Source organism: Streptomyces sp. H51 (genome assembly GCF_035656535.1).
In the GTDB taxonomy this organism is placed as follows: Bacteria; Actinomycetota; Actinomycetes; order Streptomycetales; family Streptomycetaceae; genus Streptomyces.
Genome location: NZ_JAYMHD010000077.1, coordinates 284,682 through 300,819 on the forward strand (window position 1 = coordinate 284,682; position 16,138 = coordinate 300,819).

General features: G+C 72.4%; 16 protein-coding genes. 6 read left to right on the plus strand and 10 right to left on the minus strand.

Translation table 11 applies throughout. The annotated features are described in order from the left end of the window. Window positions 1-279: 279 nt before the first annotated feature. The 8 genes from VKA29_RS30090 to VKA29_RS30125 all read right to left on the minus strand — a co-directional run bounded on the left by VKA29_RS30090 (window position 280) and on the right by VKA29_RS30125 (window position 7,579). Window positions 280-474 (minus strand): hypothetical protein, encoded by a 195-nt coding sequence (locus VKA29_RS30090; RefSeq protein WP_324789156.1) that lies wholly within the window; start codon window positions 472-474, stop codon window positions 280-282. A gap of 146 nt (window positions 475-620) precedes the next feature. Then, window positions 621-1,133, minus strand: coding sequence for a tRNA (adenosine(37)-N6)-threonylcarbamoyltransferase complex ATPase subunit type 1 TsaE (tsaE, locus tag VKA29_RS30095; RefSeq protein WP_324789157.1), 513 nt, complete (start codon window positions 1,131-1,133; stop codon window positions 621-623). Continuing rightward, on the minus strand, window positions 1,099-2,397 hold the full coding sequence (locus VKA29_RS30100) for an alpha/beta hydrolase (protein WP_324789158.1): 1,299 nt from the start codon (window positions 2,395-2,397) through the stop codon (window positions 1,099-1,101). Before VKA29_RS30100 ends, tsaE begins: the two co-directional genes overlap by 35 nt. A 98-nt stretch (window positions 2,398-2,495) precedes the next feature. Continuing rightward, window positions 2,496-3,689, minus strand: coding sequence for an alanine racemase (gene alr, locus VKA29_RS30105; protein WP_324789159.1), 1,194 nt, complete (start codon window positions 3,687-3,689; stop codon window positions 2,496-2,498). A gap of 566 nt (window positions 3,690-4,255) precedes the next feature. After that, complete coding sequence (locus VKA29_RS30110; protein ID WP_324789160.1) at window positions 4,256-5,692, minus strand: NAD(P)H-hydrate dehydratase; 1,437 nt, start codon at window positions 5,690-5,692, stop codon at window positions 4,256-4,258. Between the two features lie 46 nt (window positions 5,693-5,738). Next, window positions 5,739-6,110: a holo-ACP synthase gene (locus tag VKA29_RS30115; protein ID WP_324789161.1), complete on the minus strand. Its 372-nt coding sequence runs from the start codon at window positions 6,108-6,110 to the stop codon at window positions 5,739-5,741. Window positions 6,111-6,137: 27 nt separating this feature from the next. Beyond that, entirely contained in the window at window positions 6,138-7,091 is a 954-nt protein-coding gene (locus VKA29_RS30120) for a hypothetical protein (RefSeq protein ID WP_324789162.1), read from the minus strand. An 80-nt stretch (window positions 7,092-7,171) separates the two neighbouring features. Continuing rightward, on the minus strand, window positions 7,172-7,579 hold the full coding sequence (locus VKA29_RS30125; RefSeq protein ID WP_324789163.1) for an ATP-binding protein: 408 nt from the start codon (window positions 7,577-7,579) through the stop codon (window positions 7,172-7,174). Window positions 7,580-7,808: 229 nt separating this feature from the next. On the opposite strand from VKA29_RS30125, the gene VKA29_RS30130 reads away from it, so the two are divergent. Beyond that, on the plus strand, window positions 7,809-8,660 hold the full coding sequence (locus tag VKA29_RS30130; protein WP_324789164.1) for a helix-turn-helix transcriptional regulator: 852 nt from the start codon (window positions 7,809-7,811) through the stop codon (window positions 8,658-8,660). 7 nt (window positions 8,661-8,667) lie between these two features. Further along, entirely contained in the window at window positions 8,668-8,856 is a 189-nt protein-coding gene (locus VKA29_RS30135) for a DUF397 domain-containing protein (protein WP_324789165.1), read from the plus strand. Window positions 8,857-8,866: 10 nt separating this feature from the next. On the opposite strand, the gene VKA29_RS30140 is transcribed toward VKA29_RS30135, so the two are convergent. Then, the gene (locus tag VKA29_RS30140; protein ID WP_324789166.1) at window positions 8,867-9,055 is read right to left on the minus strand and encodes a hypothetical protein; all 189 of its coding nucleotides are present in this window, start codon (window positions 9,053-9,055) and stop codon (window positions 8,867-8,869) included. Window positions 9,056-9,259: 204 nt separating this feature from the next. On the opposite strand from VKA29_RS30140, the gene VKA29_RS30145 reads away from it, so the two are divergent. Together VKA29_RS30145 and VKA29_RS30150 are read left to right on the plus strand one after the other, a co-directional pair. Further along, window positions 9,260-10,243 carry a hypothetical protein gene (locus VKA29_RS30145; protein WP_324789167.1) on the plus strand — a complete coding sequence of 328 codons (984 nt, stop codon included), beginning with the start codon at window positions 9,260-9,262 and terminating at the stop codon, window positions 10,241-10,243. Between the two features lie 29 nt (window positions 10,244-10,272). Continuing rightward, window positions 10,273-12,087, plus strand: a complete 1,815-nt coding sequence (locus VKA29_RS30150) for a M16 family metallopeptidase (RefSeq protein ID WP_324789168.1) — start codon at window positions 10,273-10,275, stop codon at window positions 12,085-12,087. Between the two features lie 48 nt (window positions 12,088-12,135). On the opposite strand, the gene glmS is transcribed toward VKA29_RS30150, so the two are convergent. Beyond that, complete coding sequence (gene glmS, locus VKA29_RS30155) at window positions 12,136-13,983, minus strand: glutamine--fructose-6-phosphate transaminase (isomerizing) (protein WP_324789169.1); 1,848 nt, start codon at window positions 13,981-13,983, stop codon at window positions 12,136-12,138. A gap of 222 nt (window positions 13,984-14,205) precedes the next feature. Here glmS and coaA point away from each other — a divergent pair, with 222 nt between their 5' ends. Continuing rightward, window positions 14,206-15,174 carry a type I pantothenate kinase gene (gene coaA / locus VKA29_RS30160; protein ID WP_324789170.1) on the plus strand — a complete coding sequence of 323 codons (969 nt, stop codon included), beginning with the start codon at window positions 14,206-14,208 and terminating at the stop codon, window positions 15,172-15,174. A 16-nt stretch (window positions 15,175-15,190) separates the two neighbouring features. Beyond that, the gene (locus tag VKA29_RS30165) at window positions 15,191-16,138 is read left to right on the plus strand and encodes a DUF389 domain-containing protein (RefSeq protein WP_324789171.1); all 948 of its coding nucleotides are present in this window, start codon (window positions 15,191-15,193) and stop codon (window positions 16,136-16,138) included.

Below are 16,138 nucleotides of genomic sequence, written 5' to 3' on the forward strand. Positions count from 1 at the left end.
GCTCCGCCGGACGTGCCGCGCCGTGCCGCCTGCCGCCCGCCGCACCGTCGTGGCCGGTCGCGCAGTTCCCCGCGCCCCTTCAGGACGCCACCGGACCGCTGCCGAAGCACCACCGGACGTACCGCGCCATGCCGCCCGTCACCCGCCGCACCGTCGTGGCCGGTCGCGCAGTTCCCCGCGCCCCTTCAGGACGCCACCGGACCGTCGTGGACTTCGTCCGGCCTGCTCCGGGTCCGTCCGCCCGGCGCCGCGCCGGGGCCGGGCCCTCGGCCGGGGAGCTCAGGCGGCGTCCCGGTGCGCGGCTTCCCGGTGCCCGGTCTCCCGGCGCGGGGGGTTCGGCCGGGCCGCCTCGGGGTCGGGCAGGCGCGGCGGGGTGGAGACGGCCTTCGCCGCGGCGCAGGACGCCAGCAGGGCGCTCATGGGCACCGCGGAGACCTCGCGCGGCGGCGCCTCGTCTCGTTCCGTGGCCGGCATGGGCGCCTCCTGGGAGCCGGGGGCGAGCATAGTTAGGTACACCTAACTACGTCGGAGACACCATGTGACCACGTATCGGACGCCGGACGCAACATCTTGCCGACATCGCGTCGGAACCCACCCCCGGGGAAGAGGGAGCGACCGCGTCAGGCCGACAGCACGCTCAGGTCGGCCGCCGCCCACCGCTCCCCCAGCCCGGTCACCGTCACGTGCCGGACCTCGTCCGCGGTGTCGCCGACGGCCCGGTGGATGACGACGTGCAGGCGGTCGTCGGTCAGCTCCTCGACCTTGCCCTCGCCCCACTCCACGACGACCACCGAATCCGGCAGCGAGACGTCCAGGTCGAGGTCCTCCATCTCGTCCAGCCCGCCGCCCAGCCGGTAGGCGTCGACGTGGACCAGCGCCGGACCGTCGGCGAGCGACGGGTGCACCCGGGCGATCACGAAGGTCGGGGAGGTGACCGCGCCCCGGACGCCGAGCCCCTCGCCGAGGCCGCGGGTGAGGGTCGTCTTGCCCGCGCCGAGTTCGCCGTTGAGCATCACCAGGTCACCGGCGCGCAGCAGTTTCGCCAGTCTGCGGCCCAGTTCCCGCATCTGCTCGGGGGAGGTGACGGTCAGCTCGGTCTCAGCCGCGTCGTGCGGTGCTGCTGGTGCTTCCATAGCCACCCACGGTAGCCCCTGCGGGCACGGCTCCCACACGGGTCAGCAGGTCGGCGAGCCGGTCGGTGACCACCTCCGGGTGCTCCAGCATCACCAGGTGCCCGGCGTCCGGCACGAGCACCAGTTCGGAGTCCGGCAGCAGGTCGGCGATGGCCTCGCTGTGCTCGCTGGGCGTGACCAGATCGCCGATACCGGCCAGCACCAGCACGGGTATGTCCCTGAACAGCGCGAGCGCCTCGGTCTTGTCGTGGTCGTCGAACGCCGGGTAGTACTCGGCGACGACGTCGATCGGCGTGCCCTCGATCATCCGCTCGGCGAACCGGGCGACGGCCGGGTCGACGTCCCGGGAGGCGAACGAGTACCGCTTGACGACCCCGGCGAACAGGTCGGCGGTGGCCCGCCGCCCCTTCTCCACCAGCTCCGCCCGCTGCCCCAGCACCTTCAGCACTCCGGGCAGCACCCGCCGCACGGCGTTGACGCCGGCCACCGGCAGGCCGAAGTTGACCTCGCCGAGCCGCCCGGACGACGTGCCGACGAGGGCGACCGCGACGACCCGGTCGCGGATCAGCTCGGGGTACCGGTCGGCCAGGGCCATCACGGTCATGCCGCCCATCGAGTGCCCGACCAGCACGATCGGGCCCTCCGGCGCGGCGGCGTCGATGACGGCCTTCAGGTCTTGTCCCAGCTGCTCGATGGTGACCGGCACCCCGTCGCGTACCTGCCGCACGCCCCGCCCGGAGCGGCCGTGGCTGCGCTGGTCCCAGTGCACGGTCCGCACCACGCCCCGCAGGGCCGCGCGCTGGAAGTGCCAGGAGTCCTGGTTGAGGCAGTAGCCGTGGCTGAAGACGACGGTGACCGGGGCGGGGGCCTTGCGCCCGAACAGCCGGCGGCGGCGCGGGGTCAGTGCCGGGGCCGTCTCCGGGTCGACGTCGTCGACCTCGTAGTACAGCTCCGTCCCGTCGTCGGCGTACGCCTTGCCGGGGGTGCCGCGCAGCGCCCCGTACGGTCCGGTGGAGTCGAGGGCGAGCCGCGCCTTCTTCCGCATGTCGCGGCCGACGGTGAGCCGTTCGATGGCGACGCCGGCGGCGGCGCCCGCGGCGACCACGCCTATCGCGGCACCCGCGATGCCGGTCACCTTGCGCCAGGTCCCGCCCGTCCCGCCAGTCGCGCCCGCCGCGGCCGTCGTGGCGGTCGCGGCCGTCACGGCCGTCGCCTGCGCGGCGGAGGCGACGGCCGTGAGGGCCTCCGCACTGCTCTCGCTCACGTACCCGCTCCCCTTCGACGGACTGCTGTTCGATGGCTCGCGCGGCACCGGGCCGGTGCCGCCCACGGACGGTGTGACGCCGTCGGAACCCTGAGCGGCTACCCCGCTTGCCCCTCGCCCACATGGTCGTCCGTACGGACATGTGTATGGACGCGAGGAACACGCGTTCCGATGCGGGTGACGATCTCATACGCGATGGTGCCCGCGGCCTGCGCCCAGTCCTCGGCGGTCGGCTCGCCGCGGTCACCGGGCCCGAACAGCACCGCTTCGGCGCCGGCCTCGGGCTCGTCTCCCCCGAGATCCACGACGAACTGGTCCATCGCCACCCGCCCCGCGACCGTGCGCCACTTGCCGCCGATCAGGACGGGGCCGGTGCCGGAGGCGTGCCGCGGGATGCCGTCGGCGTATCCGACGGGGACGAGGCCGAGGGTGGTGTCGCCGGGGGTGGCGTAGTGGTGGCCGTAGCTGACGCCGTGGCCGCCCGGCACGTGCTTGACCAGGGCGAGGGACGCCGACAGCGTCATCACCGGGCGCAGCCCGAAGTCGGCGGGGGTGCCGATCTCGGGGCTGGGCGAGATGCCGTACATCGCGATGCCGGTGCGGACCAGGTCGAAGTGGCTCCGGGGAAGCGTGAGCAGGGCCGGCGAGTTGGCCATGTGCCGCACCTCGGGCCGCACGCCCTGCGCCTCGGCGTGGGCGGCCATCTCCTCGAACAGGGCGAGCTGCGCGGCGATGGAGGGGTGTCCGGGTTCGTCGGCGCAGGCGAAGTGGGACCACAGGCCGGTGACCCGCAGCAGCCCGTCGCGCTCGGCGCGGCGGGCCGCGCCGACGAGTTCGCTCCAGTCGGCGCCCGGCTGGCATCCGTTGCGGCCGAGGCCGGTGTCGGCCTTCAGGTGCACGCGGGCGGGCCGGCCGGCCCGCCGGGCGGCCTCGGTGACCTCGGCCAGGGCCCACATGGCGCTGACCGACACGTCGACGTCGGCCTCGATGGCCTGCTGCCACGGCCCGCCGGGGGTCCACAGCCAGCACATCACCCGCCCCGGAAGCCCGGCGGCCCGCAGCGCGAACGCCTCCTCGGGGGTGGCCGTGCCTAGCCAGGTCGCCCCCGCCTCGACGGCCGCGCGGGCGCACGGCACGGCCCCGTGGCCGTACGCGTCGGACTTCACGACGGCCATGACGGCCGCCCCGGACGCGACGGCACGCAGGGCCCGCACATTGGCCCGCAGGGCAGCGAGGTCGATCTCGGCGCGGGCCCGCAGGGTCGCGGTGGGGGCAGCTGCTGTCTCGTTCATGGCGCCCCCAGTCTCTCAGAGGCCCCAGCCGGACCCGACAGACACCTGCCGCCGCCCCGGCCCCCGGCGCCCGCGTCCCCCCGCACCGACGGACCCGCTCAACGGATCGACGGACGAGTTCAGCGGCCCAGGCCGGCCGCCCCCGGCAACGCCCCGGCCACGTCGCGGGCCCCTCGATCACACGAAGGCCGACCGCGGTCATGCCGGACCGCGCCACCCACACCGGCGAACCGCTCAACGACCCGGCAAAGGCCCAACTCAACGACAGCCCCGCCGCACCCCCGCCGGCGCGCCGGCCACATCACGGGCCACTCGGTCCCACGAAGGCCGACCGCGGTCGTGGACCGGGCCGTACCCCGCACCGAGGCCACGTGCCGACGCCCCGCCGTACCGAACCGCGTACGACGCCCCGCCGTACCGAGGCCGGCTACCGACCCCGCACCGACGCCCCGCCCCGTACCGACCCCGTACCGACGAGCCGACCCCATATCGACGGACCCACGCAGCGGCTCGGCGGACCCGCTCAACGGATCGACGACCCCGCTCAGGGGGATCGACGACCCCGCTCATCGGCAGACGTCCCGCCACGCCCGCGGCAGCGCCTCGGCCACGTCGTGGGCCCCCGCCGGCGCCCCGTCCGCCGCGAAACGCCCCGCCAGCCCGTGCAGATAGGCGGCCGCGCTCCCGGCGTCCGACGCCGACAGCCCGGACGCCAGCAGCGATCCCGCGAGTCCCGACAGCACGTCGCCGCTCCCGGCCGTGGCCAGCCAGGACGTGCCGGTCGGATTCACCCGCACCGGCCCGCCGCCGGGGTCGGCGACGAGTGTGGTGGAGCCCTTGAGCAGGACGGTGGCGCCGTAGCGGGCGGCGAGTTCGCGGGCGGAGGCCAGCCGCGCGCCCTCGACCTCCTCCCGGGCCACGCCGAGCAGCGCGGCGGCCTCTCCGGCGTGCGGGGTCATCAACGTCGGCGCCGTCCGCGACCGTACGGCGCCGACGTCGGCGAGCCGCAGTCCGTCCGCGTCGATCAGCACCGGCACGTCCGCCGACAGCACCTCTCCGACGGCCGACGCGTCGTCCCCGGCGCCGGGGCCCACCACCCACGCCTGCACCCGCCCGGCATGCCTGGGGCCCTGGTCCGACACGAGCGTCTCCGGGAACCGGGCGATGACGGCGTCCGCGGCCGGCCCCACGTACCGCACGGCGCCGGCGCCGCCCCGGAGCGCGCCGGACACCGCGAGCACCGCGGCCCCCGGATACCGCGCCGACCCGGCGGCGATGCCGACGACCCCGCGCCGGTACTTGTCGCTCTCCGCCGTCGGCACCGGCAGCAGGCAGGCCACGTCGGCGTGTTGCAGCGCCTCCAGTTCGGGCTCGTCGGGAAGGACGTCGCCGAGCCCGATGTCGACGAGCCGCACGGACCCGGCGTGCGCGCGGGCGGGATCGATCAGCAGCCCCGGCTTGTGGGTCCCGAAGGTGACCGTCAGATCGGCGCGCACCGCGACTCCGCGCACCTCGCCCGTGTCGACGTCGACGCCGCTCGGCAGGTCGACGGCGACGACGGCCGCCCGCGACCGCTCGGCGGCGGCTGCCAGCGGCGCGGCGTCCGGCCGCAGCCCGCCCTGGCCGCCGATGCCGACGATGCCGTCGACGACGAGGTCGGCCCCTTCGATCAGCGGCTCGGCGTCCTCCGTCCGGACGGTGGTCCCCCCGGCCCGGCGCAGCGCGGCCAGTCCGCCGGCGTGCGCCCGCTCGGGCGCGAGCAGCACGGCCGTGACGCCGGCTCCGCGCCGGGCCAGCCGCGCACCGGCGTACAGGGCGTCACCTCCGTTGTCCCCGCTGCCGACGAGCACGACGACCCGGCTGCCGTAGACCCGCCCGAGCAAGTCGGCGCAGGCGGCCGCCAGTCCGGCCGCCGCCCGCTGCATCAACGCCCCGTCCGGGAGCCGCGCCATCAGCTCCCGCTCGGCCGCCCTCACCGTCTCCACGCTGTACGCAGTACGCATGGGGTCGAGTCTGCCCCGGAAGCGCCCGCGCCCGCACGTGGGCCGGTCAGCCCTCCGCGATCACCACGGCCGACGCGACTCCCGCGTCGTGGCTCAGCGACACGTGGAAGGACCGCACCCCCAGGTCCGCGGCGCGCGCGGCCACGGTGCCCTTCACCCGCAGCCTCGGCTGCCCGCTGTCCTCGACGAAGACCTCGGCGTCCGTCCACAGCAGCCCGGCCGGCGCGCCGAGCGCCTTGGCCAGCGCCTCCTTGGCGGCGAACCGGACGGCGAGCGAGGCGACGCCCCTGCGCTCCCCGCCGGGCAGCAGCAACTCGCCGTCCAGGAACAGCCGTCGAGCCAGTCCGGGCGTACGCTCCAGCGACGCCGCGAACCGCTCGATCTCGGCCACGTCGATACCGACCCCGATGATGCTCACCCGGGCACTCTACGATCGCCGCGCGGTTCAGGCCTGTTCAGAGCCGCTCGCGGGAACTTCCTGCTCCTCGGCGAACAGCTCCTCGGCAGCGGTGGCCGTCAGGGAGCGGTCGAACCAGCGAGCGAGCACGTCGAGGTCGGTGCACGAGGCGATGCGCTCCCGCACGTCCTCGGGAACGGGGACACCGTGCAACTCCAGCACGCGCAAAATCAGCGAGGCACGGTCTTCGGCCTTGCCTTCGATCTTGCCTTCGATCTTGCCTTCGGCCTTCCCTTCCAGGTAGGCGGTCTCACGAACCGTCCCGCGGCCGGGGAAGTAGCTGACGAACGACATGATTTCCTTCCATTGCTCTCCGGCTGGGGTGTTCCCCAGGTTGATTTCCAAGAAGTCGAAGAAGTACCCGGCCGTCTCAGGATCCGTTTCCTGGAGTTCCTGAAGGGCGCTGCTGATCGCCTCCAGTATGGCGCCGCAGTCGGTGCTTCGGGCGTGAGCCAGGGCCGAGAGCACGGCCAGCGGGAGATTCTTCGCCGCCGTCCGGGCGTCGATGATCACCGGAAGGTTGTCCGGGCCGACCACCAATGGATACGTCCGCTGAGCCGTCCAGTCGCGCGTGCCGCAGTCGAAGGGACCGGCCGCCCACTTGGCCGTGGCCCTGTCCTGGCAGACTACGAGAAGCAGCACGGGCAGACCGTACTTCGCTTGCAGGAACGCGACGTAGTACGCCCAGCTCGCCTCCTTGCCCGGAACTCGCTTCGACTGCGATTCGATGGCGAGCAGGAAGTCCTCGCCATCGGACGGGCCGATACGCAGCACGGTGTCCACGCGCCGTTCCAGCGGCCGGGCCTCTGTCACGTCCGTGGTGACAGCATCCACCGTCGCCTTCGCGGAGAACGGAAAACCCAGCACCCCGAAAACAGGAGCCAGTACCTCGGGCCGCTCCTGGAAGATGCGGTGCATTCCCTCGTGAGCTTGTGTGACCATGTGCGCAACCTAAATGGATCAAGGGATGGACTGTCCGGGCAACCGCAATGCGTTCACTCTTTCGAGCGGCGGGGAAACGTTCACGCCGTCGCCAGTTCGCACCACACGAATTTGCCCCGGTTGCCGTGCCGGGCCAGTGGATGCCAGCCCCACAGGTCGGCGCAGGCGCGGACGAGGGCGAGACCGCGGCCGTTCTCCAGGTCGGCGGGTTGGCCCGGAGACAGCGGCCGCTCGGGCGGCTCCGGGTCGGCGTCCCACGCCCCGATCCGCAGCACCCCGGCCGCACAGCGCACCCGCAGCGCGGCGGGCCCCTTGGTGTGGGACACGGCGTTCGTGACGAGTTCGGCCGCGAGGAGTTCGGCGACGTCGACCAGACGGATCAGTCCGTGCAGGGTCAGGATCAGGCGGAGGGTGCGGCGGCTGACGGTGACGGCACGGGGGTCGTTCGGGATGTAGAGGCAGTACTCCCACGGTTCACTTTCGGGCATGGGTCGACTCCGTTGACGGGCAGAGGGGTTCGAGGCCGGGCTCCGGTGTCATTGCCGCGTCCGTCACGGCAGGACGAAGCGGTGCGCTTCCGGCGCCCCGGCATTTCACAGAGTGCGCGACGCGTCACCGAGAGTAGGTCTAATTCTTCATGTCAAGCAAGCCGATCGCGTAACCTTGCGCTCGAACGAGTTGCGCCGGCATGCGCGTTGGAACCGAGGAGCAGCCCCGATGGCGTTGAGGCGCGAACCAACGGCACGTCAGTTGCGCTTGGCGCACGAACTACGCAGGCTCCGCGACGCTGCGGGCCTCACCGCGCGCGAGGCAGCAGCCCTGCTCGGGGTGAGCCCCGTCCAGATCAGCCACATCGAGTCCGCCCTCGCCGGGGTGAGCGAAGAGCGACTGCGTCGTCTCGCCGCGAACTACGCATGCCCGGAAACGGAGTTGGTAGATGCCCTGGTAGCCATGGCGACCGACCGCACCCGGGGTTGGTGGGAGGAGTACCGAGGTGTCCTCCCCGCCGCCTATCTGGACCTCGCCGAACTCGATCACCACGCCACGTTCCGCCACGACGTGGCAGTCATCCACGTGCCGGGCCTCTTTCAGACGGAGGATTACGCGCGGGCCCTCTTCTCCTACATGAACCCGGAGTTCCCGGACGACGAGGTGGATCTGCGAGTGACCCACCGCATGCGGCGGAAGGTCGTCATCGAGGGGCCCGGCCCCATCCCGTACGAGGCCGTGATCCACGAGGCGGCGCTCCGCATCAAGGTGGCGGGACGCTTCGCCACCCGCGCCCAGCTGACCCGCATCCTGGAAATGTCGGAGGCGGACCACATCACGGTGAGAGTGGTGCCGTTCGCCTTGGACGACTTCCCGGGAGCCGGAAGCGCCATGGTGCACGTGGGTGGAGCGGTGCCCCGGCTGGACACCGTGGTTCGGGACGCCCCACACGGCACTGCGTTTCTGGATTCCGAGGCCCAACTGGAGCACTTTCGAACGCTCTTCCGTAGGGTGAAGGAAGCGTCACTCTCCCCGGAGCAGTCACGTGACCTCATTCGCGGGTTGGCCAAGGAGCTGTGAGGACAGCATGACCCCCACTCAGTGGAAGAAGTCGTCCTACTCGGGCGGAGGCGAGGGCAACGACTGCGTCGAGATAGCCACCGGCCCCGCTCGCATATCCGTCCGCGACTCCAAGACCCCGGCCAGGGCGATTCTCACCTTCCCGGCCGAGGCCTTCGCCGCCTTCGTCGGTGCTCTGAAGCGCCGCGCTCGCTGACCGCGCCCGGTCAGATCCGCGAGACCGTGCCGCACCCCTCCACGCGGTTCCCGTCGAAGCCCTCGCTGCGGTCGTACGGATCGGTGGTCGGCCCGGTCGGGGCCGCCCCCGTGGGCTCGGCCGTCGGGAACCGCGGGTGCAGGAAGCCGTCGTACACGTCGCACGCGGAGTTGCCGAACTTCACGTCGTAGCGGACCACGGTGATCCGAGCTGGAAGGGAGACAGGGCATCACCCTATTGAGACGGTGCGGGTGGCCGCCGTCAGCGCGGTGGTGGAGCCGGCGCGGGACCATATATACGTGACTGACTGTCACACCTGCCTGCTAACCTGCGGAGACTCTCGCGCGCCTGGGGGGCCAGTCTGCGCGCCCGCACATTCCGTCGCGCCAAGGGGGGCGTCCGCATGGGCAGAAGCACCACAGGCAAGGGGACCGGTCAGGGCGGCAGACCCGTCGGCTCATCGGCTCCGGTGACCGATCCGTTCGACGCGCTGCCCGAGCTGGCCGCGCTGCGCACCGCCGCCTGGGACGGTGACTGGGCAGCCACCCGGGCCTTCTTCGCGGGGCTCGACTCCGTCGAAAAGGTCACCTTCGCCACCGGCCAACTCGCCGATCTGGAGCGGACCGAGACGTACCTGGAAGCCGCCGCCAAGGCCCTGCCCGCCGACCCGCTGCCGCGCACACTGCTCGCCGAGCGCTACATCCGCATCGGCTGGCGCGTCCGCAGCGGCGCCCGGGCCCAGCACGTGTCGCGGGATCAGTTCGACGAGTTCCACGCCTGGCTGCGCAAGGCCGAGCAACTGCTGATCGAGGTGTGCGCGGAGCAGCCCGCGTACGCGCCCGCATGGACCGCCCGGCTGCTCACCGCCCGCGGCCTGGAGCTGGGGCAGTCCGAGGCCCGGCGGCGCTACGAACGGCTGGCGGAGCACCACCCGCACCTCTTCCGCGCGCAGTCGCAGCTGCTGCAGCAGCTCTGCCCCAAGTGGGGCGGCAGCTGGGAGGCCGCGCACGGATTCGCCCAGGAGTGCGCGAGCAAGACGCCGGACGGCTCCTATGCCGGAGTCCTGGTCGCCGAGGCCCACATCGAGCACTGGCTGGACCTCGACGGCGCGAAGGCCCAGGAGTACCTCCGGGACATCGCGGTCCGCGACGACCTGCGCCACGCCGCCCAGGTCTCCGTGCTGCACCCCGGCCACCGTCCGGGCTGGCACCACATCGGCGGCCACAGCACCTTCGCCCTCGCCTTCTCGCTCGGCGGCCATCTCCACGACGCCGCACGGCACTTCGCGGCCCTGGGCGACACGGCCTCCGAGTCCTTCTGGCAGTACCTGCCGGACTGGAAGAGCCGGTTCGCGAAGTACCGCACAGCCGCGCTGGCGACGCTCTGAGGGGGGACGGACACACGATGGACGCACACATGACCACGCAGGACCACGCCCCGGTCGCGGAACCGACCTCGGAACCGGTCGCGGAACCGGTCGCGCCGCCGACGGCGAGCCCGGAACTCGCCGTCCTCGACGGCCTCGTCGACCACACCACCGTCCACGGCATCCCCACCCTGCTCGCCGCACGCCCCGGCGCCCTCACCGCCGGTCTCCTCTTCCGCGTGGGCCGCGCCGACGAGACCCTGCCCACCTCCGGCGTCACCCACCTCGTCGAGCACCTCGCCCTGCACCGCCTGGGCCTGTCCGACCTGCACTACAACGGGGCCACGGCGAACACGTACACCCTCTTCCACGTCACCGGCGACGAGGACGAGGTCGTCACCTACCTCAACGGCGTCTGCGCGGCCCTGCGCGACCTGCCGCTGGACCGGCTGGAGACGGAGAAGGAGATCCTGCGGACGGAGGCCCGCAACCGCGCGAACGGGCCCGCGTCCCAGCTGCCGCTGTGGCGTTACGGCGCCCAGGGCTACGGCCTGTCCAGCTACGACGAACTCGGCACCCGGAGCCTGACCGCCGATCAGGTGCGGCACTGGGCCGAGACCCGTTTCACCCGCGACAACGCGGTGCTGTGGATCACCGGCGACCGGGTGCCGGACGGCCTGGACCTCGACCTGCCCGCCGGCCGCCGCATCCCCGCACCGGCCGCGACCAGCGCCCTGCCCGTCACGCCCGCCTGGATCCGCGGCGACGACGGCCACCTCGTCTTCACCTCCGTGCTGCGCCGCTCCACCGCGGCCGCCGTGTTCGCCGAGGTCCTCGGCCGTGCCCTCTTCCAGGACCTGCGCCAGAAGGGCGGTTACTCGTACTCGGCGGAGGCCGACTACACCCCGCGCGACGCCGATTTCGCCACCCTGACCGCGTACGCCGACGCGCTGCCGCAGAAGCAGGACGCGGTGGTCGGCGGCTTCGTCGACGCCTTCGCCCGGCTGCGCGCGGGCCGCATCGAGCAGGCCGAACTCGACTCCGCCCGCGGCAAGTTGCTCAAGCTCTACGACATTCCCGACCTCGGCGCGACCATGCTGCCGTCGTACGCGCTGAGCCTGCTGCTCGGGCACCGGATCACCGGTCCGAAGGAGCACCGGGCCGAGTTGGAGGCGGTCACGCTCGCGGACCTGCGGGAGGTCGCCCGTGAGGCCTGGGACGCCGGACTGCTCCAGGTGCCGACCCGGGGCGCCGACTGGGCGGGCCTCACGCTCGCCCCGCAGTACTCCTCGTCCGGGGTCTCCGGCTCGCTGCACCCGTCCGTGGAGGACGACGACGTCACGCTGGTCATCGGGGACCGGGGCGTGACCCTGTCGCTGCCGGGCGGCCTGGTCACCGTGCGGTACGACGCCTGCGCCGCGATGACCACCCGCCCCGACGGCGCCCGGCACCTGACCGGCCTCGACGGCTTCCGCGTGGCCGTGGAGCCGACCCTGTTCCGGGACGTCACGGCCGAGCGGATCGCGGTGCTGGACGCCGCCGTCCCCGCCGACGCGGTCGTCGCGCTGCCGGCCCGCACCGAGGAGGAGATACCCCGGCCGCGCGAGCGGGCAGCCAACCGAAAGGCCGGGCAGGAGGCCGGGCGAAAGGCCACCGCCGGGCGGAAGCCCACCGGACGCGTGACGACCCGGTTCGTCTTCACGACCGCGCTGGCCGTGCTGTGGCCCGTGCTCCTGGTCGCCCTCGTCGTCAGCGACGAATCGCACACGATCCGCTTCCCCGGGATCGGCGGCCTCCTCCTGGAGTACTGGCTGATCCGCACCGCCCGCCGCCTCTACCGGGAGGACCAGCTCGGGAACGGCTGACGCCGGGGCGACATCCAGGGCCGGCCCGGCGGGTCAGCCGGACCGGCCCTACTCCACGGTCACCGACTTCGCCAGGTTCCGCGGCTGGTCCACCTCGTTGCCCCGCGCCGTCGCCAGCTCGCAGGCGAACACCTGCAACGGCACCGTGGCCACCAGCGGCTGCAGCAGGGTCGGCGTGGCGGGGATGCGGACGAGGTGGTCGGCGTAGGGGACCACCGCCTCGTCGCCCTCCTCCGCGATGACGATGGTCCGCGCGCCCCGCGCCCGGATCTCCTGGATGTTGGAGACGATCTTGTCGTGGAGCACGGACCGGCCCCGCGGCGAAGGCACCACCACGACGACCGGCAGGTCGTCCTCGATCAACGCGATCGGCCCGTGCTTCAGTTCACCCGCCGCGAAGCCCTCCGCGTGCATGTACGCGAGTTCCTTCAGCTTCAGCGCGCCCTCCAGCGCCACCGGGTAGCCCACGTGCCGCCCGAGGAACAGCACCGTGTCCTTGTCCGCCAGGGACCGGGCCAGTTCCCGCACCGGCTCCATGGTCTCCAGCACCTGCTCCACCTCGCCGGAGATGTGTGACAGGTCCCGGATGACGGCGGAGATCTCGTCGCCCCACTTGGTGCCCCGTACCTGGCCCAGGTACAGCGCCACCAGGTAGCACGCCACGAGCTGGGTGAGGAACGCCTTCGTGGAGGCGACCGCGACCTCCGGCCCGGCGTGCGTGTAGAGCACCGCGTCCGACTCGCGCGGGATCGTCGAGCCGTTGGTGTTGCAGATCGCCAGCACCTTGGAGCCCTGCTCGCGGGCGTGCCGCAGCGCCATCAGGGTGTCCATGGTCTCGCCGGACTGGGAAATGGCGATCACCAGCGACCGGGCGTCCAGGATCGGGTCGCGGTAGCGGAACTCACTCGCCAGCTCCACCTCGCACGGGATGCGGGTCCAGTGCTCGATGGCGTACTTGGCGATCAGCCCGGCGTGGAAGGCCGTACCGCACGCGACGATGACGACCTTGTCCACCTCGCGCAGCTCGGAGGCGGAGATCCGCACCTCGTCCAGGGTCAGCGCGCCGGACGCGTCGATGCGCCCCAGCAGCGTGTCGGCGACCGCCTTCGGCTGCTCGGCGATCTCCTTGAGCATGAAGTAGTCGTAGCCGCCCTTCTCCGCCGCGGACGCGTCCCAGTCGACGTGGTACGAGCGCACCTCGGCGGGCCGTCCGTCGAAGCCGGTGACCGTCACACCGTCCCGGCGCAGCTCCACCACCTGGTCCTGCCCCAGCTCGATCGCCGACCGGGTGTGCGCGATGAACGCGGCGACGTCGGAGGCGAGGAACGCCTCACCCTCGCCGACGCCCACCACGAGCGGGGAGTTGCGGCGGGCGCCCACGACCACGTCCGGCTCGTCGGCGTGCACCGCGACCAGCGTGAACGCGCCCTCCAGCCGCCGGCACACCAGCCGCATCGCCTCGGCGAGGTCGGCGCAGGAGGAGAACTCCTCGGCCAGCAGGTGCGCGACGACCTCGGTGTCGGTCTCGGAGGCCAGTTCGTGACCCCGCTCCGCCAACTCGGCCCGCAGGGAAGCGAAGTTCTCGATGATGCCGTTGTGGACGACGGCGACGCGGCCCGCGTTGTCCAGGTGCGGGTGCGCGTTGGCGTCCGTCGGTCCCCCGTGCGTGGCCCAGCGGGTGTGCCCGATGCCCGTCGACCCCGTCGGCAGGGGCCGGTCGGCCAGTTCCTTCTCCAGGTTGACCAGCTTCCCGGCCTTCTTCGCGGCGGCGAGCCCGCCGTCCACCGCCACGGCCACGCCCGCCGAGTCGTAGCCCCGGTACTCCAGCCGCCGCAGTCCGGCCATCACGACATCGAGCGCCGACTGCGCCCCCACGTATCCCACGATTCCGCACATGCGCAGCAGCCTACGGGCCGAGGCCCGGCGAAAAGAGGCACCGCGTGCCCGAAATCGGAAATTCCCACTGTCGTACGAGCACGCCGGCACGGTCCCCGTACGAGCACGCGCACCACCGTCCGCGACCCCGCGCGGCGAGCGTGACGGACAGCGTGACGGACCCCACCCACCAAGCTGTTCAAACTCCGTTAACAATGGACTGTGATCTCTCCGGTCCCCTCGATGCCCCGGAGCGCCCACCGGCAGCGGCCGGAGGCGACTCCCTACGTCGACCTCACCCGAGCCGAGTGGAGCGCGCTGCGCGACAAGACGCCGCTGCCGCTCACCGCCGAGGAGGTCGAGAAGCTGCGCGGCCTCGGCGACGTCATCGACCTCGACGAGGTGCGGGACATCTACCTTCCGCTGTCCAGGCTCCTCAACCTCTACGTCGGCGCCACGGACGGCCTCAGGGGCGCCCTGAACACCTTCCTCGGCGAGCAGGGATCCCAGTCCGGCACCCCCTTCGTCATAGGGGTCGCCGGTTCGGTGGCGGTCGGCAAGTCGACGGTCGCCCGTCTGCTGCAGGCGCTGCTGTCGCGCTGGCCCGAGCACCCGCGCGTCGAACTCGTCACCACGGACGGCTTCCTGCTGCCCACCAGGGAGCTCCAGGCACGCGGCCTGATGTCGCGGAAGGGTTTCCCCGAGTCGTACGACCGCCGCGCGCTCACCCGCTTCGTCGCCGACGTCAAGGCGGGGAAGGCCGAGGTGGCCGCGCCCGTCTACTCCCACCTGATCTACGACATCGTCCCGGGCGAGAGGTACGCCGTCCGCCGCCCCGACATCCTCATCGTCGAGGGACTCAACGTCCTGCAGCCCGCCCTGCCCGGCACCGACGGCCGCACCCGGGTCGGTCTCGCCGACTACTTCGACTTCAGCGTGTACGTCGACGCGAGCGCCGACGACATCGAGCGCTGGTACCTCAGCCGGTTCCGGAAGCTGCGGCAGACCGCCTTCCAGAACCCGTCCTCCTACTTCCGCAAATACACACAGGTGTCGGAGGAGGAGGCGCTGGACTACGCCCGCATGCTGTGGCGCACCATCAACAAGCCGAACCTCACCGAGAACATAGCGCCCACCCGGGGCCGCGCCACCCTGGTCCTGCGCAAGGGCCCGGACCACAAGGTGCAGCGCCTGCGTCTGCGCAAGCTGTGACCGCTACGCTGCGGCCATGCTGCATGTGCGCCTGATCACGCCGTCCGGGAAGACCGACGACGTGGTCCGCCTCATAGAGAAAACCGTCGGGACCGCCCACCTGGTCGTGCTGCCGGGTGCCGCGCGCAACCCGGCCGGGGACGTGGTGCTGTGCGACGTCGCCCGGGAGGCCGGCGACGAGCTCCTGTCCGAGCTGCAGGAGCTGGGCCTGGACCGCGAAGGCTCGATCGCCGTCGAGAACATCGACCTGTCCCTGTCCAAGCGCGCCGAGAAGGCCGAGGAGGAGGCGCCCGGCGAGGCCGCGGACGCGGTCCTGTGGGAGCACCTCACCGACGCCACGCACGAGGAGTCGACGCTCTCCGTCACGTACGTGTCCTTCATCGTCCTCGCGACGATGATCGCGGCCTGCGGTGTCGTGCTGGACAACGCCATCCTGATCGTGGGCGCCATGGCGGTGGGCCCGGAGTTCGGCCCGCTGGCCGGCATCTCCACCTCGATCGTGCAGCGGGCCCCGCGCCTGGCGCTGCGCTCCACGGTCGCGCTGCTGGTGGGGTTCGCGCTGGCGATGGCGGCGACGGTGGGCTTCAGCCTCTTCATGGACGCGCTCGGCCTGTTCTCGGAGGAGATGCTGGAGGGCGCCCGCCCCCAGACACGCTTCGTCTACGCGCCCGACGCGTTCAGCTTCATCGTGGCCGTCCTGGCCGGCGCGGCCGGCACGCTCTCCCTGACCTCGGCGAAGTCCGGCGCCCTGGTGGGCGTGGCCATCTCGGTGACGACCGTCCCCGCCGCCGCCAACGCGGCCATCGCGCTGAGCTACGGCGACACGCGGCAGACCTGGGGCTCCACCGAGCAGCTGCTGCTGAACCTGCTGGGCATCGTGCTGGCCGGCACGCTGACGCTGCTGTCCCAGAAGTGGTTCTGGACCAAGCAGCGCGAACGTCTCAGCAGGCGCCCGCGGCAGTGA